This window comes from Arthrobacter sp. 10N418, assembly GCF_056394725.1.
Genome location: NZ_JBFTIK010000001.1, coordinates 288,569 through 312,279, shown reverse-complemented (window position 1 = coordinate 312,279; position 23,711 = coordinate 288,569). Strand labels below are relative to the sequence as shown.

Annotated in this window: 24 protein-coding genes and 1 tRNA gene; 7 read left to right on the top strand and 18 right to left on the bottom strand. The window is 66.1% G+C overall.

Going from position 1 to position 23,711, the window contains the following annotated elements; translation table 11 throughout:
- Positions 1 to 8: 8 nt before the first annotated feature.
- Complete coding sequence (locus AC1DCZ_RS01385; protein WP_476973057.1) at positions 9 to 836, bottom strand: class I SAM-dependent methyltransferase; 828 nt, start codon at positions 834 to 836, stop codon at positions 9 to 11.
- 202 nt (positions 837 to 1,038) lie between these two features.
- On the opposite strand from AC1DCZ_RS01385, the gene AC1DCZ_RS01380 reads away from it, so the two are divergent.
- Positions 1,039 to 1,476, top strand: a complete 438-nt coding sequence (locus AC1DCZ_RS01380) for a VOC family protein (RefSeq protein ID WP_476973056.1) — start codon at positions 1,039 to 1,041, stop codon at positions 1,474 to 1,476.
- A 75-nt stretch (positions 1,477 to 1,551) separates the two neighbouring features.
- Here AC1DCZ_RS01380 and AC1DCZ_RS01375 read toward each other — a convergent pair whose 3' ends face one another.
- Genes AC1DCZ_RS01375 through pdhA form a run of 3 tightly spaced genes read right to left on the bottom strand, consistent with a single transcriptional unit; the run spans position 1,552 to position 5,152 of the window.
- Complete coding sequence (locus tag AC1DCZ_RS01375; protein ID WP_476973055.1) at positions 1,552 to 2,967, bottom strand: dihydrolipoamide acetyltransferase family protein; 1,416 nt, start codon at positions 2,965 to 2,967, stop codon at positions 1,552 to 1,554.
- Positions 2,964 to 3,974 carry an alpha-ketoacid dehydrogenase subunit beta gene (locus AC1DCZ_RS01370; RefSeq protein ID WP_476973054.1) on the bottom strand — a complete coding sequence of 337 codons (1,011 nt, stop codon included), beginning with the start codon at positions 3,972 to 3,974 and terminating at the stop codon, positions 2,964 to 2,966. Before AC1DCZ_RS01370 ends, AC1DCZ_RS01375 begins: the two co-directional genes overlap by 4 nt.
- Positions 3,974 to 5,152, bottom strand: a complete 1,179-nt coding sequence (gene pdhA, locus AC1DCZ_RS01365) for a pyruvate dehydrogenase (acetyl-transferring) E1 component subunit alpha (RefSeq protein ID WP_476973053.1) — start codon at positions 5,150 to 5,152, stop codon at positions 3,974 to 3,976. The genes AC1DCZ_RS01370 and pdhA overlap by 1 nt, the downstream gene beginning before the upstream one ends.
- Positions 5,153 to 5,348: 196 nt before the next feature.
- Between pdhA and AC1DCZ_RS01360 the strand changes: the two genes are divergently transcribed.
- Positions 5,349 to 5,822 carry an Lrp/AsnC family transcriptional regulator gene (locus tag AC1DCZ_RS01360; RefSeq protein WP_476973052.1) on the top strand — a complete coding sequence of 158 codons (474 nt, stop codon included), beginning with the start codon at positions 5,349 to 5,351 and terminating at the stop codon, positions 5,820 to 5,822.
- Between the two features lie 124 nt (positions 5,823 to 5,946).
- Here AC1DCZ_RS01360 and AC1DCZ_RS01355 read toward each other — a convergent pair whose 3' ends face one another.
- Positions 5,947 to 7,563 (bottom strand): solute symporter family protein, encoded by a 1,617-nt coding sequence (locus AC1DCZ_RS01355; protein ID WP_476973051.1) that lies wholly within the window; start codon positions 7,561 to 7,563, stop codon positions 5,947 to 5,949.
- Positions 7,560 to 7,940 carry a DUF485 domain-containing protein gene (locus AC1DCZ_RS01350; RefSeq protein ID WP_476973050.1) on the bottom strand — a complete coding sequence of 127 codons (381 nt, stop codon included), beginning with the start codon at positions 7,938 to 7,940 and terminating at the stop codon, positions 7,560 to 7,562. The genes AC1DCZ_RS01355 and AC1DCZ_RS01350 overlap by 4 nt, the downstream gene beginning before the upstream one ends.
- Positions 7,941 to 8,133: 193 nt before the next feature.
- Between AC1DCZ_RS01350 and AC1DCZ_RS01345 the strand changes: the two genes are divergently transcribed.
- From AC1DCZ_RS01345 to AC1DCZ_RS01330, 4 genes are read left to right on the top strand one after another with little or no spacing between them, the layout of a single operon-like run.
- Positions 8,134 to 9,351 (top strand): histidine kinase, encoded by a 1,218-nt coding sequence (locus AC1DCZ_RS01345; RefSeq protein ID WP_476973049.1) that lies wholly within the window; start codon positions 8,134 to 8,136, stop codon positions 9,349 to 9,351.
- 35 nt (positions 9,352 to 9,386) lie between these two features.
- Positions 9,387 to 10,106, top strand: coding sequence for a LytR/AlgR family response regulator transcription factor (locus AC1DCZ_RS01340; protein WP_476973048.1), 720 nt, complete (start codon positions 9,387 to 9,389; stop codon positions 10,104 to 10,106).
- Entirely contained in the window at positions 10,103 to 10,540 is a 438-nt protein-coding gene (locus AC1DCZ_RS01335; protein ID WP_476973047.1) for a DUF485 domain-containing protein, read from the top strand. Before AC1DCZ_RS01340 ends, AC1DCZ_RS01335 begins: the two co-directional genes overlap by 4 nt.
- Positions 10,541 to 10,547: 7 nt before the next feature.
- Entirely contained in the window at positions 10,548 to 12,014 is a 1,467-nt protein-coding gene (locus tag AC1DCZ_RS01330; protein ID WP_476973046.1) for a sodium/solute symporter, read from the top strand.
- Between the two features lie 12 nt (positions 12,015 to 12,026).
- Here AC1DCZ_RS01330 and AC1DCZ_RS01325 read toward each other — a convergent pair whose 3' ends face one another.
- The 6 genes from AC1DCZ_RS01325 to rpsB all read right to left on the bottom strand — a co-directional run bounded on the left by AC1DCZ_RS01325 (position 12,027) and on the right by rpsB (position 17,061).
- Positions 12,027 to 12,605 carry a DivIVA domain-containing protein gene (locus AC1DCZ_RS01325; RefSeq protein WP_476895107.1) on the bottom strand — a complete coding sequence of 193 codons (579 nt, stop codon included), beginning with the start codon at positions 12,603 to 12,605 and terminating at the stop codon, positions 12,027 to 12,029.
- 82 nt (positions 12,606 to 12,687) lie between these two features.
- Positions 12,688 to 13,608, bottom strand: coding sequence for a phosphatidate cytidylyltransferase (locus AC1DCZ_RS01320; RefSeq protein ID WP_476973045.1), 921 nt, complete (start codon positions 13,606 to 13,608; stop codon positions 12,688 to 12,690).
- Positions 13,608 to 14,165 (bottom strand): ribosome recycling factor, encoded by a 558-nt coding sequence (frr, locus tag AC1DCZ_RS01315; protein WP_476895109.1) that lies wholly within the window; start codon positions 14,163 to 14,165, stop codon positions 13,608 to 13,610. Before frr ends, AC1DCZ_RS01320 begins: the two co-directional genes overlap by 1 nt.
- Before the next feature lie 127 nt (positions 14,166 to 14,292).
- Positions 14,293 to 15,030, bottom strand: coding sequence for a UMP kinase (pyrH, locus tag AC1DCZ_RS01310; protein ID WP_476895110.1), 738 nt, complete (start codon positions 15,028 to 15,030; stop codon positions 14,293 to 14,295).
- 166 nt (positions 15,031 to 15,196) lie between these two features.
- The gene (gene tsf, locus AC1DCZ_RS01305; RefSeq protein WP_476895111.1) at positions 15,197 to 16,033 is read right to left on the bottom strand and encodes a translation elongation factor Ts; all 837 of its coding nucleotides are present in this window, start codon (positions 16,031 to 16,033) and stop codon (positions 15,197 to 15,199) included.
- A gap of 134 nt (positions 16,034 to 16,167) precedes the next feature.
- The gene (gene rpsB / locus AC1DCZ_RS01300) at positions 16,168 to 17,061 is read right to left on the bottom strand and encodes a 30S ribosomal protein S2 (RefSeq protein WP_476973044.1); all 894 of its coding nucleotides are present in this window, start codon (positions 17,059 to 17,061) and stop codon (positions 16,168 to 16,170) included.
- A 520-nt stretch (positions 17,062 to 17,581) separates the two neighbouring features.
- Here rpsB and AC1DCZ_RS01295 point away from each other — a divergent pair.
- Positions 17,582 to 18,151 carry a M23 family metallopeptidase gene (locus tag AC1DCZ_RS01295; protein WP_476973043.1) on the top strand — a complete coding sequence of 190 codons (570 nt, stop codon included), beginning with the start codon at positions 17,582 to 17,584 and terminating at the stop codon, positions 18,149 to 18,151.
- Between the two features lie 54 nt (positions 18,152 to 18,205).
- Here AC1DCZ_RS01295 and AC1DCZ_RS01290 read toward each other — a convergent pair whose 3' ends face one another.
- The 6 genes from AC1DCZ_RS01290 to AC1DCZ_RS01265 form a co-directional block, all read right to left on the bottom strand.
- Entirely contained in the window at positions 18,206 to 19,396 is a 1,191-nt protein-coding gene (locus AC1DCZ_RS01290; RefSeq protein ID WP_476973042.1) for an acyl-CoA dehydrogenase family protein, read from the bottom strand.
- Positions 19,397 to 19,728: 332 nt separating this feature from the next.
- A tRNA-Ile gene (locus AC1DCZ_RS01285) sits at positions 19,729 to 19,802 on the bottom strand.
- Between the two features lie 112 nt (positions 19,803 to 19,914).
- Positions 19,915 to 21,105 (bottom strand): glycosyltransferase, encoded by a 1,191-nt coding sequence (locus tag AC1DCZ_RS01280; protein WP_476973082.1) that lies wholly within the window; start codon positions 21,103 to 21,105, stop codon positions 19,915 to 19,917.
- Positions 21,106 to 21,216: 111 nt separating this feature from the next.
- On the bottom strand, positions 21,217 to 22,119 hold the full coding sequence (locus tag AC1DCZ_RS01275; protein ID WP_476895134.1) for a DMT family transporter: 903 nt from the start codon (positions 22,117 to 22,119) through the stop codon (positions 21,217 to 21,219).
- Positions 22,119 to 22,742 (bottom strand): CDP-alcohol phosphatidyltransferase family protein, encoded by a 624-nt coding sequence (locus AC1DCZ_RS01270; protein ID WP_476973041.1) that lies wholly within the window; start codon positions 22,740 to 22,742, stop codon positions 22,119 to 22,121. Before AC1DCZ_RS01270 ends, AC1DCZ_RS01275 begins: the two co-directional genes overlap by 1 nt.
- A gap of 55 nt (positions 22,743 to 22,797) precedes the next feature.
- A complete protein-coding gene (locus tag AC1DCZ_RS01265) occupies positions 22,798 to 23,679 on the bottom strand; it encodes a phage holin family protein (RefSeq protein WP_476973040.1) in 882 nt (293 codons plus the stop codon).
- Between the last annotated feature and the right edge of the window lie 32 nt (positions 23,680 to 23,711).

Sequence of the window (23,711 nt, the reverse complement as noted above, 5' to 3'; positions counted from 1 at the left end):
CCGCGTCCTCAAAGTGTGGCCGTCACCAGGTAGGTGCGGAGATTGGATTGCTGCCCGGCGTCCCTTGCACTTGGGACCTTGGTTAGTCGACCGAAGTTCGCTGAGGGCTGTCCGGGCTGGACTACCGCCGACTCGCTCCAGCCGCCGCCACGAAAAAGTGTCTCGGGGGAATCTGTACAGAAGGGCAGCGGCCGGCCGGCACCCGTGCGCGCGGCCACCAGCGGTGCCATGCCTTCCAATGCCAACAGACCGGTCCCAAAGATATCCGCCAGGAAAGTGGACCCGCCGGCAGACAAAGCTGCGGCGTCGCAGACCAGGGACTCGGCATCGGCCTCGGCCAGGTAAAAGAAGAGTCCCTCGGCAACCCAGATCGTCGGTGTGCGCCGGTCAAAGCCTGCACCCACAAGGGCCGAGGTCCAAGGGCCGGATACGTCGGCGTGGACGCATCTTCGTTCACATCGGGCCGGTGCGGCGCGCAGGATGGCTTCCTTCTCCGTGAACGCCTCAGCGTGGTCGATCTCGAACACCGTGCAAGAGGCCGGGAGCGGCAGCCGGAAGGCCCTGGTATCCAAACCGGCGCCAAGGAGGACAATCTGCGAGTCCTTCCGGGCGGCGCCGAGGATGCGATCGTCAAAATATCGCGTGCGGACCGGCAGAAACGGATTGTAGTCCGCGGCTTCCAAGGTGGCTTTGCCGCTTTCTCCCGCCAGAAGCCCGGCCCACGGATCGTTGAAAAGCCGGTCCGGACGGGCAGTCTCAAGCGCCCTCGCGGCGGCAATCCAACGGCCCGTGCCTACAACTGCTGCCTGCGCCCGCGGGTCATGATGTGGGGTCATTCCCACACCCTACAGAACGGCGGCTTGTAGAAATCGGAGGCTCCATATCTCCCGACCGCAGTCCTGGACATGCATTGTCTTAGCGCCCGATGAAGGATCGGCTTGCAGGCAATGGCCTCGCTTCAACGGCCACCCGAGCTTGTTCAGCGGCGTCCGCGGCTCGCCACTGGAGCTAATCGGTCCGCCTTGGTAGCTTCAACGCATGGCCATCAAACTTGAGAACGTCGGTATCGCCGTTCGCGACCTCGAAGCAACAATCGCCTTTTTCACCGACCTCGGGCTCACCCTCGTCGGCCGTGATACGGTCAGCGGCGAGTGGACCGACACTGCCGTCGGGCTTGATGGCAACCACGCCAACATCGCGATGCTCCAGACCCCGGACGGTCAAGGACGACTTGAGCTCTTCGAATACATCCACCCCAAAGCGATCGAGACGAACCCAACTCGTCCCAACGACATCGGCATGCACCGCGTGGCCTTCTCGGTCGACGACATAGACAAAGCCCTGGAGATAGCTGCGAAGCACGGATGCCGTCCGCTACGCGGCGTGGCGACCTACGGCGACGTCTACAAACTCACGTACGTCCGCGGTCCCAGCGGAATCATCGTGATGCTCGCCGAGAAACTGAAGAAAGACTGACACCCGGATCGGCCCACACAGCTGCCAGCGGCCCCAAAAAGGGACAGCCGGCAGCTTTGGTGAATCGCGGGTTCGCTAGACCATCGCCAACGCCATGCCCGGGTCAGCCAGGATGGCGCCGAGGTCCTGCAGGAAGCGCGAGCCCTGCTCGCCGTCGACCAGCCGGTGGTCAAAGGACAGGCTCAGCGTCATGACCTGGCGCAGCGCAACCTCGTCCTGGTACTCCCACGGCATCTTCCGGACCGCGCCCAGGGCCAGGATCGCAGCCTCGCCCGGGTTCAGGATCGGCGTGCCGGCGTCGATGCCGAAGACACCGATGTTGGTGATGGAGATGGTGCCGCCGGACAGATCAGCGGGGCTGGTCTTGCCGGCCCGGGCCGTGTCCGTGAGGGCGCTCAGGGCGGTGGACAGTTCCAGGAGGGACATCCGGTCCGCGTCCTTGATGTTCGGAACGGTCAGTCCGCGGGGTGTCGCTGCGGCGATGCCCAGGTTCACGTAGTTGAACTGGACAATCTCCTGACTTGCCTCGTCCCACCGGGTGTTCAGGGTGGGGTGGTTCCGCAGCGAGATCAGCACGGCCTTGGACACGAGCGTGAGCGGCGTGAGCTTGTAACCGGCAAACGCCCGGCTGGCCTTGAGCCGGGCCAGCAGCTCCATGGTCGGCGTGACGTCAATGGTCAGAAATTCCGTGACGTGCGGGGCCGTGAAGGCACTGGACACCATCGCGGCGGCCGTGAACTTGCGGACGCCCTTGATCGGCGTGCGCGTCTCCCGGGCACCGGGCGCGGGGGCCAGGCTCTGGGGAAGCACGCCGGCGAGTTCCTGGGCAGCCGCAGGCAGGTCCCCGCCGCCGACGAAGTTCCGGACATCGTCACGGGTGATGAGCCCGCGCTCCCCCGTGCCGGTGACAGCTTCGAGGTCGACGCCGAGATCCTTGGCCAGCTTGCGGACCGGCGGCGTGGACCGCGGACGTTCGGCGGCGTGGCTCCCGGCGGGCACAAGCACCGGGGCGGGCGCAAGCACCGGTGCAGGCTCGACCGCAGGGGCGGCCGCTTGCGTCGCCCGGACGGGCTCGATCACCGGGGCAGCCTCACCCGCGGAGGCCACCGGCGCGGCGAAGGTGCGGGTGCGCCTGGCGGGGCGTCCGGAGCTTTCGAGGACTGCGCCGTAGCCGACGAGGTTCGGCTCCCGCTTGGCGGTGCCGGAGTCCCCCTCACCGTCGGCGGCAGCACTGTCGTCTCCCTCAACCTCGAACGAAACGATCGGCTTCCCCACTTCGACAACCGTGCCGGGCTGCTCGTGCAGGGCCGTGACGACGCCCGCGAACGGCGAGGGAAGCTCGACGACGGCCTTCGCCGTCTCCACCTCCGCGATGATCTGGTTGAGCGCGACGGTATCCCCTACCGCGACCTTCCAGGCGACGATTTCCGATTCAGTGAGACCCTCACCGAGATCCGGGAGCCTGAACTCTTTGATCATGGTGGCGGTCATCCTTCCAGTCCGCTCAAGGAGTTGGGGCGGCCCAGGGCGCGGTCGACGCCGTCCAGGATCCTGTCCAGGCCCGGCAGATGGTGCATTTCAAGTTTTGAGTACGGGTACGGGACGTCGAAGCCGGTGACCCGGACGGGGGCGGCCTCAAGGTGGTAGAAGCAGCGCTCGGTGATGCTGGCCGCGACCTCGGCGCCGATGCCGCCGGACTGGCTGGCCTCGTGCGTGATGACGAGCCGGCCGGTCTTGCGGACTGAGGCTTCCAGGGTCGCGAAGTCCACCGGAGCCAGCGAGCGGAGGTCGATGACCTCGATCGAGACGCCTTCGTCGGCGGCGGCGAGGGCCGCGTCCCGGGCTGTCTTGACGAGCGGTCCGTAGGCCACAAGGGTCACGTCCGTGCCCTCGGTGACCACGCGGGCCTTTTCCATCGACAGGGCGGCTCCGAGGTCAAGCGTCTCATCCACGTCGCCCTTGTCGTGGTAGCGGCGCTTCGGCTCGAAGTAGAGCACCGGATCATCCGACGCGATGGCCTGCTGGATCATCGTGTAGGCATCCTGCGGGTTGGAGACGCTAATGACGCGCAGCCCGGAGGTGTGGGTGAAGTACGCCTCGGGAGATTCCGAGTGGTGCTCCGGGGATCCGATGCCGCCGCCGAAGGGCACGCGGATGGTGATGGGCATCTTGACGGCGCCCTGGGTCCGGTAGTGCATTTTGGCTACCTGGCTGACGATCTGGTCGAACGCCGGGTAGATGAAGCCGTCGAACTGGATCTCCACCACCGGACGGTAGCCGCGGTAGGCGAGGCCGACTGCCGTGCCCATGATCCCGGACTCGGCGAGCGGGGTGTCCACGACGCGGTGCTTGCCGAAGTCCTTCTGCAGGCCGTCCGTGACGCGGAAGACGCCGCCGAGGGTTCCGATGTCCTCGCCCATGAGGATCACCTTGGAATCGTTTTCGAGGGACTTGCGCAGGCCCGAATTGATGGCTCGGGCAAAGGTCATCTGGCTCATCAGCGTGCACCTTCTTTAGAAGCGGCTTCTGCGGGATCGCCGAAGGAAGCCAGGTAGCGGGAATAGTGGTTCTGCTGGCGGTCAAGCCCGGAATGCGGAGTGCTGTAGACGTTCTTGAAGACATCCATCGGCTGCGGCTCGGGCATGTTGATGGTGCCGGCCCGCATCTTCTTGGCGACCGAGTCGGCCTTGGCGGTGACCGCGGCTTCGACGTCCTCGCTGAGCAGTCCCTTGCGCTCCAGCAGGGACTTCAGCCGCTTGATCGGGTCCTTGGCGGCCCAGTCCTCGAGCTCGTTGGCGTCCCGGTAGCGGGTGGGATCGTCCGCCGTCGTGTGCGGGCCCATACGGTAGGTGACGGCCTCGATGAAGGTCGGGCCGCCTCCCCGGCGGGCCCGGTCGGTGGCGATGCGGGTCGCGGCCATGACGGCCAGGACGTCGTTGCCGTCAACGCGCATGCTGGGGATGCCGAAACCGGCGGCGCGGTCCGCGATCTGGATGTGGGACTGCAGCATGACCGGCTCGGAGATGGCCCAGTGGTTGTTCTGGCAGAAGAACACCACCGGGGACTGGAAGCTCGCGGCGAAGACCAGGGCCTCGTTGACGTCGCCCTCGCTCGTGGCACCGTCGCCGAAGTAGGCGACGGCGACCGAATCGGCGCCGTCGTTCTGGATGCCCATGGCGTAGCCGGTGGCGTGGAGTGTCTGGGCGCCGATGATGATCTGCTGCGTGGCGACGTTGACGCTGTAGGGGTCCCAGCCGGCCAGGGCGTTGCCCCGCCAGGCCTTGACGATGTCCTCGGGGTTCACTCCGCGGACGTAGGCGACGCCGTTGTCGCGGTAGCTGGGAAAAACGAAGTCGTCGTCGCGGAGGGCCCGCGCCGAACCAATCTGGGAGGCTTCCTGGCCCAGCAGCGGCGGCCAGAGGGCGAGCTCGCCCTGGCGCTGCAGGGCGGTGGCCTCGGAGTCGATCCGGCGGATCGCAACCATGTCCTCGTAGAGGGAGATGAGCTGGTCATCGCTGACGTCCTGGACCCACTGGTCGAACTCGGGATGGCTTACGCGTTCACCCGCCGGGGTGATGAGCTGGAGGAGGTCCCCGCCCGTGCGCCTGTTTGATTCTGCACTGTTGCCCGGGCCGCCGGCGGCAATGCCGCCCTTGCCCGCGTCGTCGGTAAACACAGTTGTCCGCAACCTTCTGACGTCGTCTGACCGGCGCTCACAGGACTCGTGATCCCGCGGCGCGCCAGCCGCCCGGGCGCCGTTGCCCCGGATATTTGTGACCCTACTCACAATGCTCATCGGGTACAACCACCCGTGAAAAAGTTGAGCATTATGCACTGTCTGACGCCGCTATACCGTGCTAATCTTGCGCATTATGCAACCCTTGGATGGCACGGACACCCGGCTGCTTTCGGCCATGGCCCACGATCCCCGGCGCACCGTTGTAGCGCTGGCCCAGAAGCTCGGATTGTCGCGGAACACCGTGCAGGCCAGGATGGCCCAGCTGGAGAAAAAGCACGTCTTCCTGTCCTTTGAGCGGCGCATCAATCCGGCGTCGCTGGGCTACCCGCTGATGGCCTTCATCTCCGTGCATGTCCAGCAGCAAAAGCTCGGCCAACTGGCGGTGGAACTGGCCGGCATCCCCGAAATCCTGGAGGGCTACGGCCTGACCGGCTCGGCCGACCTCCTCCTGCGCGTCGTGGCGCTCGACGCCGAGGACCTGTTCCGGATTAACGGCAAGATCCTGGCGTGCGACGGCGTCGACCGGACGGATACTGCGCTGGCCATGGGCGAGCTGATCCCCTTCCGGATCCAGCCATTGCTGGAACGGGGCTCTGTCGAGGCTTAAGAACAGGAGCTCCCGCGCAGTGCGCGGGAGCTCCTGTTCTCGACGGTGACGCCCGTTTTAAGGGTGACTCTGTTGTTACGGGTGGCGCCACAGGGCTCGCCCGGACCGGAGGCGCCCGCCCCGCTTAGTGGTTCGTGGCCTTTTCTGCGCCTACGCCCGTGAGGGAGCGGACTTCCATCTCGGCCTGTTTGGTGGTGTCTTCCTTCCGTTTGTCCAGCACGGTCCCGAGCCAGCCCAGGAAGAAGGCGAGCGGGATGGAGACGATGCCGGGGTTGCTGAGCGGGAAGATCGCGAAGTTGGCGCCCGGGATCATCGAGGTCTTGGTGCCCGAGACCACCGGGGACAAAGCGATCAGGATGATGGCCGCGGCGAGGCCTCCGTACATGCTCCACACGGCGCCCTGGGTGGTGAACCGGCGCCAGAACAGCGAGTACACAATCGTGGGGAGGTTGGCGGAGGCCGCCACTGCGAAGGCGAGCGCCACGAGGAAGGCGACGTTCTGGCCGTTGGCGAAAATCCCGCCCACGATAGCAAGCAGCCCGATCACGACGACGGTGCGGCGCGCCACCTTGACCTCCGTAGCGGCGTCGGCCTTGCCCTTGGCAAGGACGTTGGCGTAGATGTCATGGGCGAAGGACGCCGCCGCGGTGATCGTGAGCCCAGCGACCACGGCCAGGATCGTGGCGAAGGCCACGGCGGAGATGAAGCCGAGCAGCAGCGGTCCGCCGAGGTGGAAGGCCAGCAGCGGCGCAGCCGAGTTGACGCCGCCCGGAGCCGCCTTGATCGTGTCTGCACCCACCAGCGCAGCGGCGCCATAGCCCAGGACCAGGGTGAACAGGTAGAAGATGCCGATCAGCCAGATGGACCACACCACGGATTTGCGGGCTTCCTTGGCGGTCGGCACCGTGTAGAAGCGCATCAGCACGTGCGGGAGGGCAGCGGTGCCCAGGACGAGCGCCAGGCCCAAAGACATGAAGTCCAGCTTGGAGGTCTCGGTCTTGCCGTACTGCAGGCCCGGGTTCAGCATGTTCGGGTTCTTCGAGGTCTCCACCGCACCGCCGAGCAGGTCGGAGAGGTTGAAGCCGTAGATTGCCAGGACCCAGAAGGTCATGACGGCGGCGCCGGCAATGAGCAGCATGGCTTTGATGATCTGGACCCAGGTGGTGCCCTTCATGCCGCCGATCAGCACGTACATGATCATGAGGGCCCCGACGACGACGATCACGAGTGCCTGGCCGCCCCAGTCACTGATTCCGAGCAGCAGGGAGATCAGGCTGCCGGCTCCGGCCATTTGCGCCAGGAGGTAGAAGAAGCAGACGGCCAGCGTCGAGATGGCGGCCGCGATCCGCACGGGGCGCTGCTTGAGCCGGAACGAGAGGACATCGGCCATGGTGAACTTGCCGGTGTTGCGCAGCAGTTCGGCCACGAGCAGCAGCGCCACGAGCCAGGCGACGAGGAATCCGATGGAGTACATGAAGCCGTCATAGCCGTTGATGGCGATGGCGCCAGTGATCCCCAGGAACGAGGCCGCGGAAAGGTAGTCGCCGGCGATGGCGGTGCCGTTTTGCGGGCCCGTGAAGGACCGGCCGGCAGCATAATAGTCCGCAGCGGTCTTGTTGTTGCGGCTGGCCCTGATGACAATGACCATGGTGATCGCGACGAACAGGGCGAAGATGCCCATGTTCAGCGCGGTGGTGTCCTTGAGATCCGCCACGTTGACTGCGGGAACCATGAAGGTCATTGCGCTGCTCCGCTCACTCGGTTGCCGTGCTGGTCGAACTCGTGGCCTTCGATTCCATGACGGATCTCGGCGGCGATCGGGTCAAGTTTCCGGTTGGAGTAGCTGACGTACCAGCCCGTGATGGCGAACGTGGACACGAACTGCAGCAGGCCCAGGATCAGCCCGACGTTGATGTTGCCCCAGACCTTGGTGGACATGAACCCGACCGCATAGTCGGCCAGCAGGACGTAGGCGAAATACCAGAGCAGGAATGCAATGGCCATGGGAAAGACAAAGCTGCGGTGACGTTTGCGAAGTTCCTGGAACCGCTCCGTCGACTGGACTTCCTTGAAGTCCACGGCCGCCGCAGCGTCCGTCTCGTGGGCGTCGTGACCCATCGTTCCTCCTCATTGAGTGGTGAGCCCACACCGGCTGCCTGGTCTGATGGAAACAGCACTTCGGCCAATGCGATTGCACCCACTGTGCAACGTGACGTGGATTACATTCCAGAACCGCGGCGCCGTGCGTCGCTCAACGGCCGGGATGCTGCGCCAAACGGCGCCTGGCAGGCACCGGCTGTACGCTGGCACCATGCCGGACTCTCCCCTGTTTACCGCCGCCGCCGTGGCAGTGATCGCCATGGCGATCGCCGTCGTCGTCGCCGTGGGGGTCAAGGTCCTCCGCTCGTTCCGGGACCTGGGCACGGACGCGGAGCGGGCGACGTACAAGACGCTGCACGCGGCTTCGCGGGCCGGGCAGTACTTGCGGACCGGCCTGAACCCTGCCGGCGCGGCTAAGGCCAGCCGGCAGTTGCGCAGCCTGCTGGGCTGCGACGCGCTGGCCATCACGGACACGACGGGTGTGCTGGCGTGGGACGGCGCCGGCGAGGAGCTCAAGCCGGCACTGATGGGGCTCGCCGCCAAGGTGCTTGACGGCGGCCATATCGCCGTCATTCCGGCCGGCGAGCTTGCGCTGCTGGCCGACGGGGACGCCTCCGGGGCGTTGACCACTGACGCGGAGCGCGCCGTCGTGATTGCCCCGATCCGGGCCGGGACACGGGTGGTGGGGGTCGTGGCGGCATTCGCCCCCTCCGCCGGCGCGGGACTCGTCCGGGCCACGGGCGAAGTGGCCGACTGGGTGGCCACGCAAGTGGAACTTGCCGAACTGGACGCCTCGCGCACCCTCCTGATGGAGGCCGAAGTGCGTGCGCTCCGGGCCCAGATCAGCCCGCACTTCATCTACAACTCGCTCAACGCGATCGCGTCCTTCATCAACACCGACCCGGTGCGCGCGCGGGAACTCGTCGTCGAATTCGCCGACTTCACCCGCTATTCCTTCCGCCGCCACGGCGATTTCACCACCTTGGCCGAGGAACTGCGCTGCATCGACCGCTACCTGCTGCTGGAGCGGGCCAGGTTCGGGGACCGCGTGCAGGTGAGCCTGCGGATCGCTCCCGAGGTCCTCAGCACCGTGATCCCGTTCCTGAGCCTGCAGCCGCTCGTGGAGAACGCGGTGCGGCACGGGCTCGAGGCCAAGGAGGGCCCTGGCCATATTTCGATCACGGCCAACGACTCGGGGGCGTATGCCGAGGTGACGATCGAGGACGACGGCGTGGGCATGGATCCGGAACAGTTGCGGTCCGTCCTCGCCGGACACAGCGACGGCGACCATGTCGGGCTGCGCAATGTCGACGCCCGCCTGCGGCAGGTCTACGGCGAGGAGAGTGGGCTCGTCATCGAGACGGCTCCCGGGGAGGGGACGCTGATCACGATGCGCGTGCCCAAGTCACAGCCCCGACACGACGCCTGAGCAGGTCAAAATGCCTGCGGCAGTAGTCTGGAACCATGATTAACGTCCTCGTCGCCGACGACGAGCTCCCCGCCGTTGAGGAACTGGCCTTCCTGCTCGGCAAGGACGAGCGGATCGGCGCCATCCACCGCGCTTCCTCGGGCGCCGAGGCCCTGCGGGCCCTGGAGGCCGAGGACGTCGACGCCGTCTTCCTCGACATCCACATGCCCGCCCTGTCCGGGCTGGACATCGCCCGGGTCATCTCCCGCATCGCCCATCCGCCCGCGGTTGTCTTCGTCACCGCGGACGAGGACTGCGCCCTGGAGGCCTTCGAGCTGGCCGCCGTGGACTACCTGCTCAAACCCGTGCGCGCCGAACGGCTGGCCAAATCCATCGGCCGCATCAGCGAACTCCTCAAGGACGGGGCCCCTGCACCGGAGATGATCACCGTGGACCTGGGCGGCACCACCAGGATGATCCGGCGCGAGGACGTCACGTACGTCCAGGCGCAGGGCGACTACGCCAGGCTGCACACGACGGACTCCAGCTACCTCATCAGGGTGCCGCTGGCCGACCTCGAACAACAATGGGCCGATGCCGGCTTCATCCGCATCCACCGCTCCTACCTCATCGCGCTGAACCACGTCAGCCACATGAAGCTCGCTGCGGCACGGCCAAGCGTCACGGTGGCCGGGGCCGAACTGCCCATCAGCCGCCGGCATCTGCCCTCCGTGCGGGACAAGCTGGAGGCGACCCGGATCCGGCCGCAGGCATGACCCGGGTCCGCGTCACTGCGCCTCGCGGCACGGCACAGGAAAGCGCAGCACTGGGAAGCGCAGGGCCAGGAAGCACTCTTATAGGAAGCACTGTTCAAAGCGGCACAGGGCCGCGCGCCGCGCAGCCGGCCTCCGATGCCCGCGAAGCCGCGGAGGAATCCGACGCCGGGCAGGTGTTCGTCCGCTCCCTGATCCGGTCGCAGCTTCGGCTGGGCCTCGTCGTCGCCGGGGGTTTCCTGCTGATCCTGTTCGCCTTCCCGCTCATGCTCGGACTGGTCCCGGGGCTGGCGGGATCCACGATTGCGGGGCTGCCTTTCGACTGGGTCCTCCTGGGCGCGGGGATCTATCCCGTGATCGGACTCAGCGCCTGGCTGTACGTCCGGACAGCTGCGCGGAACGAGGCACGCTACCGCGACCTCGCCGGGGACAAGTGATCGTGCCGTGAACCCCGTCCTCAGCATCGCGGCGTTCGCCGCTGTCTCACTGGCGACCGCTGTCATCGGCTTCTACGGGCTGCGGGTCTCGCGCACCACCGGTGACTTCTACGTGGCCTCACGCACTGTCAGGCCCTGGTGGAACGCCTCGGCGATCGGCGGCGAGTACCTCTCTGCCGCGAGCTTCCTCGGCGTCGCGGGGCTCATCCTGCTCTCCGGCACCGACGCCCTCTGGTATCCCGTGGGCTACACCGCCGGATACCTGATGCTGCTGTTGTTCGTGGCCGCTCCCCTGCGGCGCTCCGGCGCGTACACCATTCCCGACTTCACCGAAGCGCGCCTCGATTCACGCGCCGTCCGCCGCGTCACGAGCCTCGTGGTGGTCCTGGTCGGCTGGCTCTACATTGTCCCGCAGCTCCACGGTGCGGCCCTTGCCATCCGGATCACCACCGGCCTGCCGGCGTGGGTGGGGCAGGTGGCGGTGGTCGCCGTCGTCTGCGTGACCGTGGTGGCGGGCGGAATGCGGTCCATCACCTTTGTCCAGGCGTTCCAGTATTGGCTGAAGCTGACGGCACTTGCCGTGCCGATCCTGTTCATCCTCTTCGTGCTGGCCGGTAACGGTTCGCCGGCGGTGGCGCCGGCCGCCACGAATCCCACGGCCCTGGTGCCCGGCAGCCCGTACCAGACCATTTCGCTGCTCGTCGCGTTGCTCTTCGGCACGCTCGGTTTGCCGCATGTGCTGGTGCGCTTCTACACGAACCCGGACGGACAGTCGGCGCGCCGGACCACACTGATTGTCCTGGGCCTGCTCTCCGTCTTCTACCTGTTCCCGACGGCGTACGGGCTGACCGGGCGCGTGTTCGCGCCGGGCCTGGCCCAGAGCGGCCAGGCCGACGCGCTGGTGCTGCTGCTGCCGGGCCGGATGGTCGGCGGGACGGCCGGGGACCTGCTGTCCGCCCTTGTCGTGGCCGGAGCGTTCGCAGCCTTCCTGTCCACGACCTCGGGGCTGGTGGTCTCCCTGGCGGGCGTGATCAGCCAGGACGTGCTCGGCGGCAGCGTGCGCGGTTTCCGGCTGGCTGCGCTGATCTCGGCGGTCGTGCCACTGGGAATCGCCTCGATGACGGAGTCCTTGGCGCTGGCCGGAAGCGTAGGGCTCGTATTTGCGTTCACCGCATCCACGATCTGTCCCGTGCTGCTGCTCGGCATCTGGTGGCGGGGGCTGACGGATGCGGGCGCGATCGCGGGCATGGTGACCGGCGGGGTGCTTTGCGGCGGGGCGATGGTGGCGGGCTCGGTCCTGGCCGGCGAGGGGACGCCGTCGTGGCTGGCCGAACCGGCCGCGTGGACGGTTCCCGCGGCATTCGCCGTCATGGTCCTGGTGTCCCGTGCGACGAAGGACCGGGTGCCGCGGACGATCACCCGTCTCATGACCAGGCTCCACACGCCGGAACGGCCGCTGGCGACCGAGCGGTAGTACTTGTGGCCGTCAGTCGATGGCGGCCATGAGTTCGACGACGCGCTCCAGGAAGGCATCCACCTGGCTTTCCTCGTAGCCGTCCCGGCCCACAGCGGAGCGGAAGACCGCGCGGCGGACGTTGTCCACGCTCAGCGGCTGATCGTGTTCGAGGTAGCCGATCAGTTCGTGGCAGAGGTCGTCCACGTCCGTGGTGTTGTAGCTGCGGGCCTTCGGCTTGGCGGGACGCCGGAAACGCTGGCCGTCCGGACGGTGCAGCCGTCCCCGGAGCAGCCCGGCCAGCCTGCCGATTTCCCGGAGCCAGGCTTCCTCGCCCCGCTCGGCGACCAGTTCGTCGCGTTCCCGCCGGGCAAGGGCGTCCTCGAGCCGGTCCAGGGCCGCGTCGACGCCGGCCGCGGCATAGCCGCCCTTAACCGGGTCGAAGGAAACGACCCGGACGTCGGCGCTCTTGACGGGCCGCCCGGCTGCCTTGGGGGATTCGAACGACACCCGTGCGCGCTGCAGGAACTCGTCGACCTGCTTGGCGTTGTAGCCATATTGGTTCCGCTGTACGCGGTCAAAAGACGCAGGAATCTGCCGTTGAATGTCCACTGTAACTATGTTTCCTTCGATGCCGTTCGGCTGGTTTGCCCGGCACCATTCTAGGGGCCGGAAGTACGGGTCCGGGAGGCGCCTATGCCCCAGCGACGGCCGCGAAGAGGATAAAGGCCACAGGCGAAGCGAACACGATCGAGTCCAGCCGGTCCATCACTCCCCCGTGTCCGGGCAGGATGCTGCTCATGTCCTTAATGCCGAGCTCGCGCTTGACCATGGATTCGGCAAGGTCGCCCGCAGTGGCCGCAGCCACCATGCCCACAGCGAGCACGACGCCGACCCACCACGGCTTGTCCAGCACGAAGATGGTCGCCAGCACGCCGATGACCATGGCTCCGGCGATCGAACCGCCGAAGCCCTCCCAGGTCTTCTTGGGGCTGATCTTGGGGGCCATCGGATGCTTCCCCAGGAAAGCCCCGACAAGATAACCGAAGGTGTCGTTGGAGACGACCAGGAGCAGCAGGGTCGCGATTTGCCAGGCGCCGGGCGGCACCACGCCGTCGGGCCACAGACCCATCGGCGTCACGCCTCCGGCTGTGTGCAGCGGCAGGACGGCGAAACTGATCAGGAACGGGACCCAGGCCAGGGAAAAGACGCCGGCGAAGATGCTGCGCGCGGATCCGGCGGCGCCCTCAAGGGAACGCCACAGCAGCACCGCAACGCTGCTCAGCAGCATGGCGAACAGAAGGCTTTCGGGGCCGCCAAAGTAGGCCGCCAGGGGCATCGCGATCGTGCCGGTCATGACCGGCACGATCGGAAGCCTGGTGCCTGAGGCCTCCAACGCCCGGAAAACCTCCCAGACGCCGAAAATAGCGAACGCGGTGACAATGAGCACAAAGCCCAGCGGGAGGAAGAGCAGGCCGCCCAGGACGGCCAAAAGCATGCCAAGCCCCACGGCCGTGGCGGCAGGAAGGTTCCTGCCGGCCTTCGGTGTCGGATTCTTCCGCTCTTTCCCCCGCAACCGGACGCGGGGTCCGGGAGCCTCCTGTTCTGCCCCCATCAGACCTCGAGCAGCTCGGCTTCCTTGCGTTTGAGCAGCTCGTCGATTCCGTCAACGTGCGCCTTGGTCAGGGCATCCAGGTCCTTTTCGCCGCGGGTGCCCTCGTCTTCGCCGGCCTCGCCGTCCTTGACCAGCTTGTCCAGGGTTTCCTTGGCCTTGCGGCGGATGTTGCGGATGGAGACCTTGGCGTCCTCGCCCTTGGACTTGACGATCTTGACGTATTCCTTGCGCCGCTCGCTGGTCAGCTCCGGGATGGTGATCCGGATGACGTTGCCGTCGTTGGAGGGGTTGGCGCCCACCTCGGAATCACTCAGGGCGCGCTCGATGTCACGCAGCGCCGTCTTGTCGTACGGGGTGATGAGGATGGTGCGGGCATCCGGCACCGCGAAGGAGGCCAACTGCTGCAGCGGCGTCGGGGTCCCGTAGTACTCGACGACGACCTTGTTGTACAGGCCCGGCGTCGCGCGGCCCGTACGGATCGAGGCGAAGTCTTCCTTGGCTACCTCGACCGCCTTGTCCATCTTGTCCCCGGCTTCGAGCAAGGTTTCTTCGATCACGGTCTCTCCTCAGAAATTGGTGCGTCCCGCCGGGCGGGACGCGGCACGGTCTTCGTTCCGTCTGTGTATCCCGCGTGGTCACCGGTCACTCGGTGGCGGAACTGTCCTGAAAACATCCTAGCCGTTGCTAGGGGGTGACAACGGTACCCAGGTCTTCACCGAGGATGGCGCGGGTGACGTTGCCTTCACCTTCCATGCCGAAGACGACCATCGTGAGGTTGTTGTCCTTGCACATGGTCATGGCGGTCTGGTCCATCACGCGGATGTCGCGGCGGAGGGCATCGTCGTAGCTGAGGTGGTGGAGCTTCTCGGCGGTGGGGTCCTTCTTGGGGTCGGCGGTGTAGACGCCGTCTACGCCGCTCTTGGCCATCAGGACGACGTCGGCGTGGACTTCCATTGCCCGCTGGGCCGCCACGGTGTCCGTGGAGAAGTACGGCAGGCCTGCCCCGGCGCCGAAGATGACGACGCGGCCCTTCTCCATGTGGCGGATGGCCCGGCGCGGAATGTACGCTTCGGCGACCTGGCCCATGGTGATGGCGCTTTGCACCCGTGTTTCCACCCCGGCCTGTTCCAGGAAGTCCTGGAGCGCGAGGCAGTTCATCACGGTGCCGAGCATGCCCATGTAGTCCGCGCGGGAGCGGTCCATGCCGCTCTGGGACAGTTCGGCGCCGCGGAAGAAGTTTCCGCCGCCGACGACGATGGCGACCTCGACGTCGGGCACGGCGGCGGCGATTTGCTTGGCAACCCCGCGGACGGTATCCGGGTCAACGCCCAGCTTTCCGCCGCCGAAGACCTCGCCGGAAAGCTTCAACAGAACCCGGCGCCGGGTCTTCTTTGGCTGGGCTGAAGTGGTGACGGTTTCCATGGTGCCTTCCCGTTGATGAACTCTGAGCTAGGTTATCGTGCCGGGGGCCAAAGGCGTCATTCCGCCCGGCCCGCGGTGCCCGGGAGGCAGATGCATGTCCCGGGTGCATGCAAAAGGGGCGGCCACCGCAGTGACCACCCCCTCAGCATGTCTGACTGGTGTCTGGCTAGGAGCCGACGCGGAAACGCGCGAACGCGGTTCCCTTGACGCCGGCCTCTGTGAGGACCTGCGCGACGGACTTCTTGGCATCCTTGGCGAATGCCTGGTCAACGAGGACCTCGCCCTTGTAGAAGCCGGTAACGCGGCCTTCCACGATCTTGGTCATCGCAGCTTCGGGCTTGCCCTCGGCCTTGGCGGTTTCCTCGGCGATGCGGCGCTCGGAATCGACCAGCTCGGCCGGAACGTCCTCACGGGTGAGGTAGTTCGGGGACATCGCGGCGATGTGGACGGCTACGTCGTGGGCTGCGGTGTCAGCTGCTTCGCCTTCGCCGTCAACGGCGAACAGAACGCCGACCTGTGCCGGGAGGTCCTTGGAGGTCTTGTGCAGGTAAGCGTCGACCGTTGCGCCCTCGATGCGGGAGATACGACGGACAACAACCTTCTCGCCCAAAACGGCGCCCTCTTCGACGACGACCTCGGACAGCGGCTTCCCGTCGACCTCGGTGGCCAGCAGTGCCTCGAGGTCGGCAGCGCCGGACTCAACAGCCACGGCGAGGACCTTGTCGGCGAGCTGGATGAACTTGTCAGCCTTCGCGACGAAGTCGGTCTCGCAGTTGACTTCGATCATCACGCCGACGCCGTCCGCGACCTTGGCAGCAACCAGGCCTTCGGCGGTCGAGCGGCCTTCGCGCTTGGTAGCGCCCTTCAGGCCCTTGATGCGGATAATTTCGATGGCCTTCTCGGCGTCACCGTTGGCTTCGTCAAGAGCCTTCTTGACATCCATCATGCCGGCGCCGGTGCGCTCGCGCAGAGCCTTGATATCAGCGGCAGTGTAGTTCGCCATGTGAACCCCTCTGTCTAGAAATTTTATGTGGTGTACGGACCGACAGGACGGCTGCTCACCCAGTGAGCGGCCATCCTGTCAGTACCCCCTACGCTGCGGGCAGCATGAGGGGAGATCCAGATTTATTTGTCTGACTACTTGGCTTCGTCAGCGGCCGGAGCAGCTTCAGCGGCGGGAGCCTCTTCAGCAGCCGGAGCAGCCTCGGCGGCCGGGGCCTCTTCAGCAACCGGAGCAGCCTCGGCGGCCGGGGCAGCCTCGGTCTTGCTGCCTTCGAGGAGCTCGCGCTCCCACTCGGCCAGCGGCTCTTCCGGAGCTTCCGTGGTGCCGGTAGCGCGCTGGTTGCGGGCGATGAGGCCCTCGGCAACGGCGTCGGCAACAACGCGGGTCAGCAGGTTGACGGAGCGGATGGCGTCGTCGTTGCCCGGGATCGGGAAGTCGACTTCGTCGGGATCGCAGTTGGTGTCCAGGATGGCCACAACCGGAATGTTCAGCTTCTTGGCCTCGTCGACAGCAAGGTGTTCCTTCTTGGTGTCAACGATCCACAGCGCGGACGGCGCCTTGGTCAGGTTGCGGATACCACCGAGGTTGGTTTCCAGCTTGGTGAGTTCGCGGCGAAGGAGCAGCAGTTCCTTCTTCGTGTACGCGGAACCGGCGACGTCGTCGAAGTCGATCTCTTCCAGTTCCTTCATGCGCTGGATGCGCTTGGAGACCGTCTGGAAGTTGGTCAGCATACCGCCGAGCCAACGCTGGTTGACGTACGGCTGGCCGACGCGGGTTGCCTGCTCGGCGATGGATTCCTGCGCCTGCTTCTTGGTGCCGACGAAGAGGACGGTGCCGCCGTGTGCAACGGTGGCCTTCACGAACTCGTACGCGCGGTCGATGTAGGACAGCGACTGCTGCAGGTCAATGATGTAGATGCCGTTGCGCTCCGTGAAGATGAAGCGCTTCATCTTCGGGTTCCAACGGCGGGTCTGGTGTCCAAAGTGGACGCCGCTGTCAAGCAGCTGGCGCATAGTTACGACGGGCATGCCGGCGCTCCTTCCGGCAGGTCATTCATGAGAGAGCCCTGAGGCTGTCTTACCCTGCCAATAGTTGACGGTTTGTTAGCTCACACCCAGGCGGGTGCTGCTCCTGGCATCCACTGCACATCCCATCCGTGCCATAAGGACGGACCGCAGGACGCGCAGTCCTCCGCCGTTGAAGAGTTGAAGCTTCGAATGAGGAGGGCTGGATACGCGTAGTCAGCCGCTGGTCCCCCGCACCCCTGAATGAGGCGTGCCGGCTTGAATAAGCATGAGGGCACAGCAAACTGCTCCACCTAGTGTACTACAGGGGTCCTGCCTGGGCGGACCGTTTTCGGCTCCGGCGGGGGCCTGTTTGGAGGCCTGTTTGGAGGCCTGTTTGGAGGCCTGCGTGGGGCCCGCGTGGAGGCCTGTTTGGGTCTACGTCGAGGGGCGCGGCTGGCGGTGCATTCTCCGCCGGCCCGGTTTGTCCACATAGCCGGAGCACGCGGTTCCACCCGGTCCCGCGCACCGGAAGGCTAGGCGCATGAATAGCCCGGCAGTACTGGTGGCCATCCTTATGGCACTTTGTCCCGTAACTGCGGGGGCAGGCGTCGTGGCGGCGGCCGGACCTGTGTCCACCCCGACAGGCGGCCAAGCCTCCGCGGCAGCGCAGACCGCACCGGCCGGCACCGCCTGGCGGTGGCCGCTGGATCCCAGACCCGCAGTGCTGCGCGCTTTCGCTCCTCCGGCCAAGCCCTGGCTGAGCGGACATCGGGGCGTGGACCTCCGGACGGCGTACGACGGCGCGCCGGTGCTCGCGCCGGCGTCCGGCACCGTCACCTTCGTCGGCGTCGTGGTGGACCGGCCGGTCATCACGATCGACCACGGAGACGGTCTCAGAAGTAGCTTCGAGCCCGTGGAAAGTGGCCTGGCGCCCGGGACTGCCGTGGCGAAAGGCGACATTCTGGGGCATTCCCTGCCCGGCCATTGCGGAACACTGCCCTGCATCCACTGGGGCGTGCGGCGCGGCGCGGAGTACGTCAATCCGCTGGGCTTCGTGTCAGACCTGCGGCCCTCGATCCTGCTTCCTCCGGTGGATCCTGCCCCGGGATAAAGGGTTCGGGCCGGGGACGAGCCGGATGAAGGGCCGCTGCGTCGGTAGGCAGGCCTAGACGATTGCGGAGATACCCGTGATGGCCCGGCCGGTGACGAGCGTGTTGATCTCGTGCGTGCCCTCGTAGGAGTAGATGGCTTCGGCGTCGGCAAATACCTTGGCCATCTCGTAGTCGGTCACAATCCCGTTGCCGCCAAGGATGCTGCGGCCCATCGCGACACTCTCGCGCATGCGCGCCGTTGTGAACGCCTTGGCCAGCGCGGACTGCTCGTCCTTCGCCTCGCCGGCGTCCTCCAGCTGGGAGAGGCGGACCATCATGCCCATGGAGCTGACAGCGTTGCCGAGAATCTGGACCAGCTGGTGCTGGACCAACTGGAAGGAGGCGATGGGGCGTCCGAACTGGCTGCGCTCCACAGCGTAGCGGCGCGCGACGTCGAAGGCTGCCAGCTGCTGACCGACGGCCTGCCAGGCGACCGAGAGGCGGGTGACCTTGAGGACCTTATTGGTGTCGCGGAAGCTGTTGGCGTGCGCGAGCTTGAAGAAGTCGGGGACCACGACGTTTTCGAGCGTGATATCGGCATTTTGCACGGTACGGAGGGAGATCTTGTTCTCAATCTTTGTGGCGCCATAACCCTCCGTCTTGGTGTCCACCAGGAACCCCTTGACCTGGTTGTCGGCAACGTCCCGCGCGTAGATGACTACCCAGTCGGAGAAGGTCGCGTTGCCGATCCAGCGCTTGGCACCGTTGAGAATCCAGTTGCCGCCTTCGCGCCGCGCTGTGGTCCGGGTGCCGCCGGCGACGTCGGAGCCGCCAAGGGGTTCGGTGAGGCCGAAGGCGCCGATCTTCTTGAGGGAGTAGATATCCGGCAGCCAGGCGTCCTGCTGTTCCTGTGAGGCGAGGGCCTCGATCGAGCCCGTGAAAAGTCCGTCGTGGACGCCCATGAACGTGGCGATGGACGTGTCCGCCCGGGTCGCTTCGGCGTGCAGGATGCCTGCGAAGAGGTTCGAGTAGCCCTGCCTCTTGACCGGGCTGACCAGGTCGATTTCGGCAAGCTTCGGGATCAGCTCCATCGGGAACTCGCCGCGGTTCCAGCAGTCGACGGCGATCGGCTTGACCTCCCGGGCAAGGAACTCCCGCACTTCCGCCAGCCGGTCCTGTTCCTTGCCGCTGAGCAGCTGTTCGAACGCGAAGAAATCGCCATCGGCGTACGGGAGATTGTTGATGTCGATAGCAGCTTTGGACATGAGGTTCCTTCACGTGTGATCAGCGGTGACCAAGAGACGCGAACGTTGCGCCGAGGGTATGTTACTCATGAGTAACATACCGCAGCCCAGGCGTGCCCGCAAGTGAATTCCGCGACTGCACGCGCGGGCAAGACCGGTTGGAGGGAGGGGGACGCGGCCGGCGGAGCACGGCGGACACGGGCGTCCGGCCGACCGCAGAAAAGGGCGGACCGGCCTGCGCCAAGAGATCGGGGCTGTTGGAAGGAGCCTGGCAATGAAAAGGAGCCGGGCCGACGTCGAACGCCGGCCCGGCTCCCGAGACTGCGGATCCGGACCAGGGTCCTCCGCGAATGTAGGGCTACTCGGACTTGAACCGAGGACCTTAGGATTATGAGTCCCGCGCTCTAACCAGCTGAGCTATAGCCCCCTGCGCCCGGAATCCGGATCGGCCCGCACGGGCCGGACTGGTTCCGGGCAAAATCACTCTAGCAATAGTAGTCGTCCGCGCCGTGCACACGGCCGTGCAAAGCGCGGCGCGGCTAGACGACTAGGTCGTCGTAGCTGGCGCCGCGGTAAATGTCCTCGAACGTCTGGAGGGTGCGTTCGATGCTGTGGTTCTCCACCATGCCCCGGCTGGTCTTCCCCATGGCCGCAAGCTCGTCGGCCGGAAGCGTGAGCACCCGGACCAGCTTGGCTGCCAGGTCGTCACTGTCGTTAGGGGTGAACAGGAAGCCATTCTCGCCGTCGCGCACGAGGTGCGGCAGGGCCATGGCGTCTGCCAGCAGCACGGGCGTGGACGCGGACATCGCCTCCAGTGTCACGAGCGACTGGAGCTCTGCCGTGCCGGGCATGCAGAACACGTCGGCAGCGATGTAGGCCCTACGGAGTTCGGCGTCGCTCGCCAGGCCAAGGAACTTGACCCGGTCCTGCAGCCCGATCCGGGCAACTTGGGCCTCGAGGGACCGCCGGACTTCCCCGCCACCAACGATCTCCAGGTGAATATCCAGCTCTGCGGGAGTCTTGGCAACGGCGTCGATCAGCACGTCGATGTGCTTTTCCTCGGCGAGCCGGCCCACAAAGAGGACCGTGGGGCTGCCATGCCGCTCCACCGTCTCTCCCGGCTCGGGCTCGTAGGCGGCGGCGTCGATGCCGTTGGAGAGCGGCAGGACCTTGCGCAGGAAGGCGTGATCGTGCATGGCTTTGGCCGCCAGCGGCGTGGGCGTCGTCACGACGTCGGCCTGGCCCATGACCTTGCCCATGTCCTTCCACGAAATGCGCCCCACGATGTCCTTGAACCACTGCGGGAAGGGCAGGAACGGGTTCAGGTTCTCCGGCATGAAGTGATTGGTGGCCACGACCCGGATGCCGCGCTTCACGGCCTCGTACAGCACGTGCTCGCCGATCATGTAGTGGCTCTGAATGTGGACCACGTCCGGCTGGATCTTGTCGAACAGCAGGCTGATTTCCTTTTTGATCTCCCAGGGAAAAGTGATCCGGAAGTATTCGTGGGTCGGCACTGAGTGTGAGCGGATCCGGTGGACAGTGCCTTCGTCGCTGAACTCGCTGAAGCTGGGGCCCTTGCCCGGGCGGCAGGCGAGGACATGCACGTTGTGTCCGCGGGCAGTCATACCCTTGGCGAGGCGGTATCCGAACATGGCAGCGCCGTTGACGTTGGGCGGGTACGTTTCCGCGGCAATCAAGATGGTCAGCGGATGCTTGCTATCGGGCATGGTCACGTGGAGGGCTCCTGGTGGTCACGGTGCGGGCAGCTGGGTCTGTGGTGGCCGGCTGGCCGTCGGCGCAGGCGTGCCGGGCCTACTGCTGAGGTCTTTACTGACGCCCTAGGACCTGCCCGCGGCCTTCCGCGCGTCTTTCTTGCGCTTGGTGACCTCGGGGTGGTGCCTGGAGAGGGCGATCACTCCCACGATAGCAAGGGATGCGGCCGTCCCCATGGCAATTGCCATCACGGCGTGCACATCGGGCCGCAGCTCGCCGAGGATCGCAATCCCGATTGCGATGCCCACGATCGGGTCGACGACGGTCAATCCCGCGATCACCAGGTCCGGCGGCCCGTTGGAGTAGGCGTTCTGGACAAACCATGATCCCAGTCCGCCCGCGGCCGCAATCGCGACGACGGAATACCACTGGACATTCAGCAGGAACAGTCCGTTAGGGTCCAGCAGGTGTTTGCCGATGATGCGGGTCAGAACGGCCACGAAGCCAAAGAGCACGCCGGCGCCGAGGATGAAGATGAAGGCGCTCATGCGGTGTTTGAACAACAGGGCGAGCGTCCCGAAGAGACCCACGGCCAGGGCCAGCAGGAGAACAATGGTCAGCTCGTCCGTGGAACTGACGTGGTGGTTTTCCTGCGTCACGTTGACGGCCAGCACAACAAACAGGGCGGAACCGGTGACGCACGCCGAGATCGCCACCACCGTCGCCCGGTTCATGCTCAGGCCCTGGTCTTTGGTGTTGACCACCGTGGTGATCACGAGGGCGATCGCCCCGATCGGCTGGACCACGGTGAGCGGGGCCGTGACAAGGGCGATCGCATTCATCGCCATGCCGACGCACAGCAGCAGCAGCCCGAAGACCCAGCGGGGTGTCCGAAGCAGGCGCAGGAACCCATGGGTGCTGAGCGCCAGCCCGCCGGTATCGGCCTTGACCGCGCTGCCCTGGCGCTGGGCGCCGAAGGCCAGGAAGAAGGCGCCGGCCACTGCCAGCAGGACCGCGAGCCAGACCATCAGCGCGGGCCGCCGTCGTGCGCTTTGCCCGTCTTGCCCTTGCGGATGATCGCCCAGAAGTAGTTGTAGGCCGCGATCCAGTGCCCCGCCAGTCCCAGGCCCAGGAAGATCCACGCGACGGTGGCGTAAACGTCCGTAGCGGGGAGGGGCATTTTGGAAAGCACCAGCAGCGGAGTTCCGACAAGCAGCAGCCCGGTCCGGATCTTCCCGATGCGGCTCACCGGCAGGTCAGGGTGGCTGCCGAAGTAGAACAGGGTCACCGTGAGCAAGACCGCGTCAGGGAGCAGGAGTGCGGCCAGATACCACCATTGGACGATGCCTGCAATGGCAAGCGTGACCGCTACGGCAATAAGGGAAAGCCGGTCGGCAATGGGGTCCATGACCCGGCCAAGGTTGGACATCTGGTTGAAGCGTCGCGCAATGTAGCCGTCCACCCAGTCGGTGCTGGCCATGACGGCCAGCACCAGCGCCCCGAAGCCGTATTGCTGCTGAGCGAGGACAAGCCAGATGAAGAGGGGGACGCCGAGGAACCGCACCACCGTCAGGAGGTTGGGGATCGTGAAGACCGCGTCCTGGTGGAATTGGGGTTGCCCCGGCCGGGCTCCAGCGCCGATGAACTTCAACGGTGCCCCCTTTGCGTGGCCGGCAATGAATCTGCGTGGGAGAACAGGGGGCTGCCTAGCCCTTGATCAGTTTGCGGAGCAGGAAAACGAGCGCGGCTGCGGACGCGGTGAGGGCGGCCAGCGGCTTCCAGCGCTGGCTAAGCAGGCCGGCCAGGCCCCGATCGTCCGAGGCCCCAGGGGAGGTCTTTGCCGAACTCCCGGACGGGGACCGGAAGCCTGCGACCTTGCCGCTGAGCTGCACCTTGCCCGCATTGAGCCGGACCTGGGTGGTGGCCAGAAGAGCCTGGGCCTGCGTCTTGACGTCGAGTTCCTGGCCGAGGTCGTCGCGCACCCCGGTGAGGTGGGTGCGGCGCTGGACCAGCCGACGCCGGAGTTCGGCTTCGGTGGGCGGCGGGCCGAAGTCTGGCTCGGCGGCCTTCTTGGCGTCCTTTTCGGCCTTCGCCTTGGCGGCTGCCTCAGCCTTGGCGGCCTTCGCTGCCTTGGCCTGCTCGGAGGACGGATCCAGGACTGCCGGATCGAAGCCGGAGCCTTCCTTGGCGATCCCGAGATCGTATTTGAGGCCGCGAAGGGTCTCTTCCGGGACCAGCGGCATGGCCTTTTTGAACTTCCTGACGCCGACCAGAGCCACGATCAGGGCAATCAGCAGGAAGACACCGCAGACAAGGAGGGCTGCGAGCCAAGCGGGCATGATCGTGGCCAGCCCCATGATCGCGGCAACGATGAGCCCGATCACCAGGAAGGCAACGAAAGCCAGGGCGACGGCGAGGAAGGCGGCGGCGATGCCGAGCTCGATGCCCTTGCGCTTGATCTCGATCTTGGCCAGGGCAATCTCGTCGTTGAGTTGGCGGGGCGCCAGTTTGAAGATCAGTCTTAGGGTCTTGGGCAGCGCGGAAATGCGCAGCCCTCCGCCTGTCCCGCCGCTGTGACGTCCGCTCATCGGTCCCGCCTAACTGGTGCCATCTGTGGTTC

Excerpts from the sequence above, each read along its gene's own strand:
- AC1DCZ_RS01385 (WP_476973057.1), bottom strand. The coding sequence starts at position 836 with ATGACCCCACATCATGACCCGCGGGCGCAGGCAGCAGTTGTAGGCACG.
- AC1DCZ_RS01380 (WP_476973056.1), top strand. The coding sequence starts at position 1,039 with ATGGCCATCAAACTTGAGAACGTCGGTATCGCCGTTCGCGACCTCGAA.
- AC1DCZ_RS01375 (WP_476973055.1), bottom strand. The coding sequence starts at position 2,967 with ATGACCGCCACCATGATCAAAGAGTTCAGGCTCCCGGATCTCGGTGAG.
- AC1DCZ_RS01370 (WP_476973054.1), bottom strand. The coding sequence starts at position 3,974 with ATGAGCCAGATGACCTTTGCCCGAGCCATCAATTCGGGCCTGCGCAAG.
- AC1DCZ_RS01360 (WP_476973052.1), top strand. The coding sequence starts at position 5,349 with ATGCAACCCTTGGATGGCACGGACACCCGGCTGCTTTCGGCCATGGCC.
- AC1DCZ_RS01355 (WP_476973051.1), bottom strand. The coding sequence starts at position 7,563 with ATGACCTTCATGGTTCCCGCAGTCAACGTGGCGGATCTCAAGGACACC.
- AC1DCZ_RS01350 (WP_476973050.1), bottom strand. The coding sequence starts at position 7,940 with ATGGGTCACGACGCCCACGAGACGGACGCTGCGGCGGCCGTGGACTTC.
- AC1DCZ_RS01345 (WP_476973049.1), top strand. The coding sequence starts at position 8,134 with ATGCCGGACTCTCCCCTGTTTACCGCCGCCGCCGTGGCAGTGATCGCC.
- AC1DCZ_RS01340 (WP_476973048.1), top strand. The coding sequence starts at position 9,387 with ATGATTAACGTCCTCGTCGCCGACGACGAGCTCCCCGCCGTTGAGGAA.
- AC1DCZ_RS01335 (WP_476973047.1), top strand. The coding sequence starts at position 10,103 with ATGACCCGGGTCCGCGTCACTGCGCCTCGCGGCACGGCACAGGAAAGC.
- AC1DCZ_RS01320 (WP_476973045.1), bottom strand. The coding sequence starts at position 13,608 with ATGGGGGCAGAACAGGAGGCTCCCGGACCCCGCGTCCGGTTGCGGGGG.
- pyrH (WP_476895110.1), bottom strand. The coding sequence starts at position 15,030 with ATGGAAACCGTCACCACTTCAGCCCAGCCAAAGAAGACCCGGCGCCGG.
- tsf (WP_476895111.1), bottom strand. The coding sequence starts at position 16,033 with ATGGCGAACTACACTGCCGCTGATATCAAGGCTCTGCGCGAGCGCACC.
- rpsB (WP_476973044.1), bottom strand. The coding sequence starts at position 17,061 with ATGCCCGTCGTAACTATGCGCCAGCTGCTTGACAGCGGCGTCCACTTT.
- AC1DCZ_RS01295 (WP_476973043.1), top strand. The coding sequence starts at position 17,582 with ATGAATAGCCCGGCAGTACTGGTGGCCATCCTTATGGCACTTTGTCCC.
- AC1DCZ_RS01290 (WP_476973042.1), bottom strand. The coding sequence starts at position 19,396 with ATGTCCAAAGCTGCTATCGACATCAACAATCTCCCGTACGCCGATGGC.
- AC1DCZ_RS01280 (WP_476973082.1), bottom strand. The coding sequence starts at position 21,105 with ATGCCCGATAGCAAGCATCCGCTGACCATCTTGATTGCCGCGGAAACG.
- AC1DCZ_RS01275 (WP_476895134.1), bottom strand. The coding sequence starts at position 22,119 with ATGGTCTGGCTCGCGGTCCTGCTGGCAGTGGCCGGCGCCTTCTTCCTG.
- AC1DCZ_RS01265 (WP_476973040.1), bottom strand. The coding sequence starts at position 23,679 with ATGAGCGGACGTCACAGCGGCGGGACAGGCGGAGGGCTGCGCATTTCC.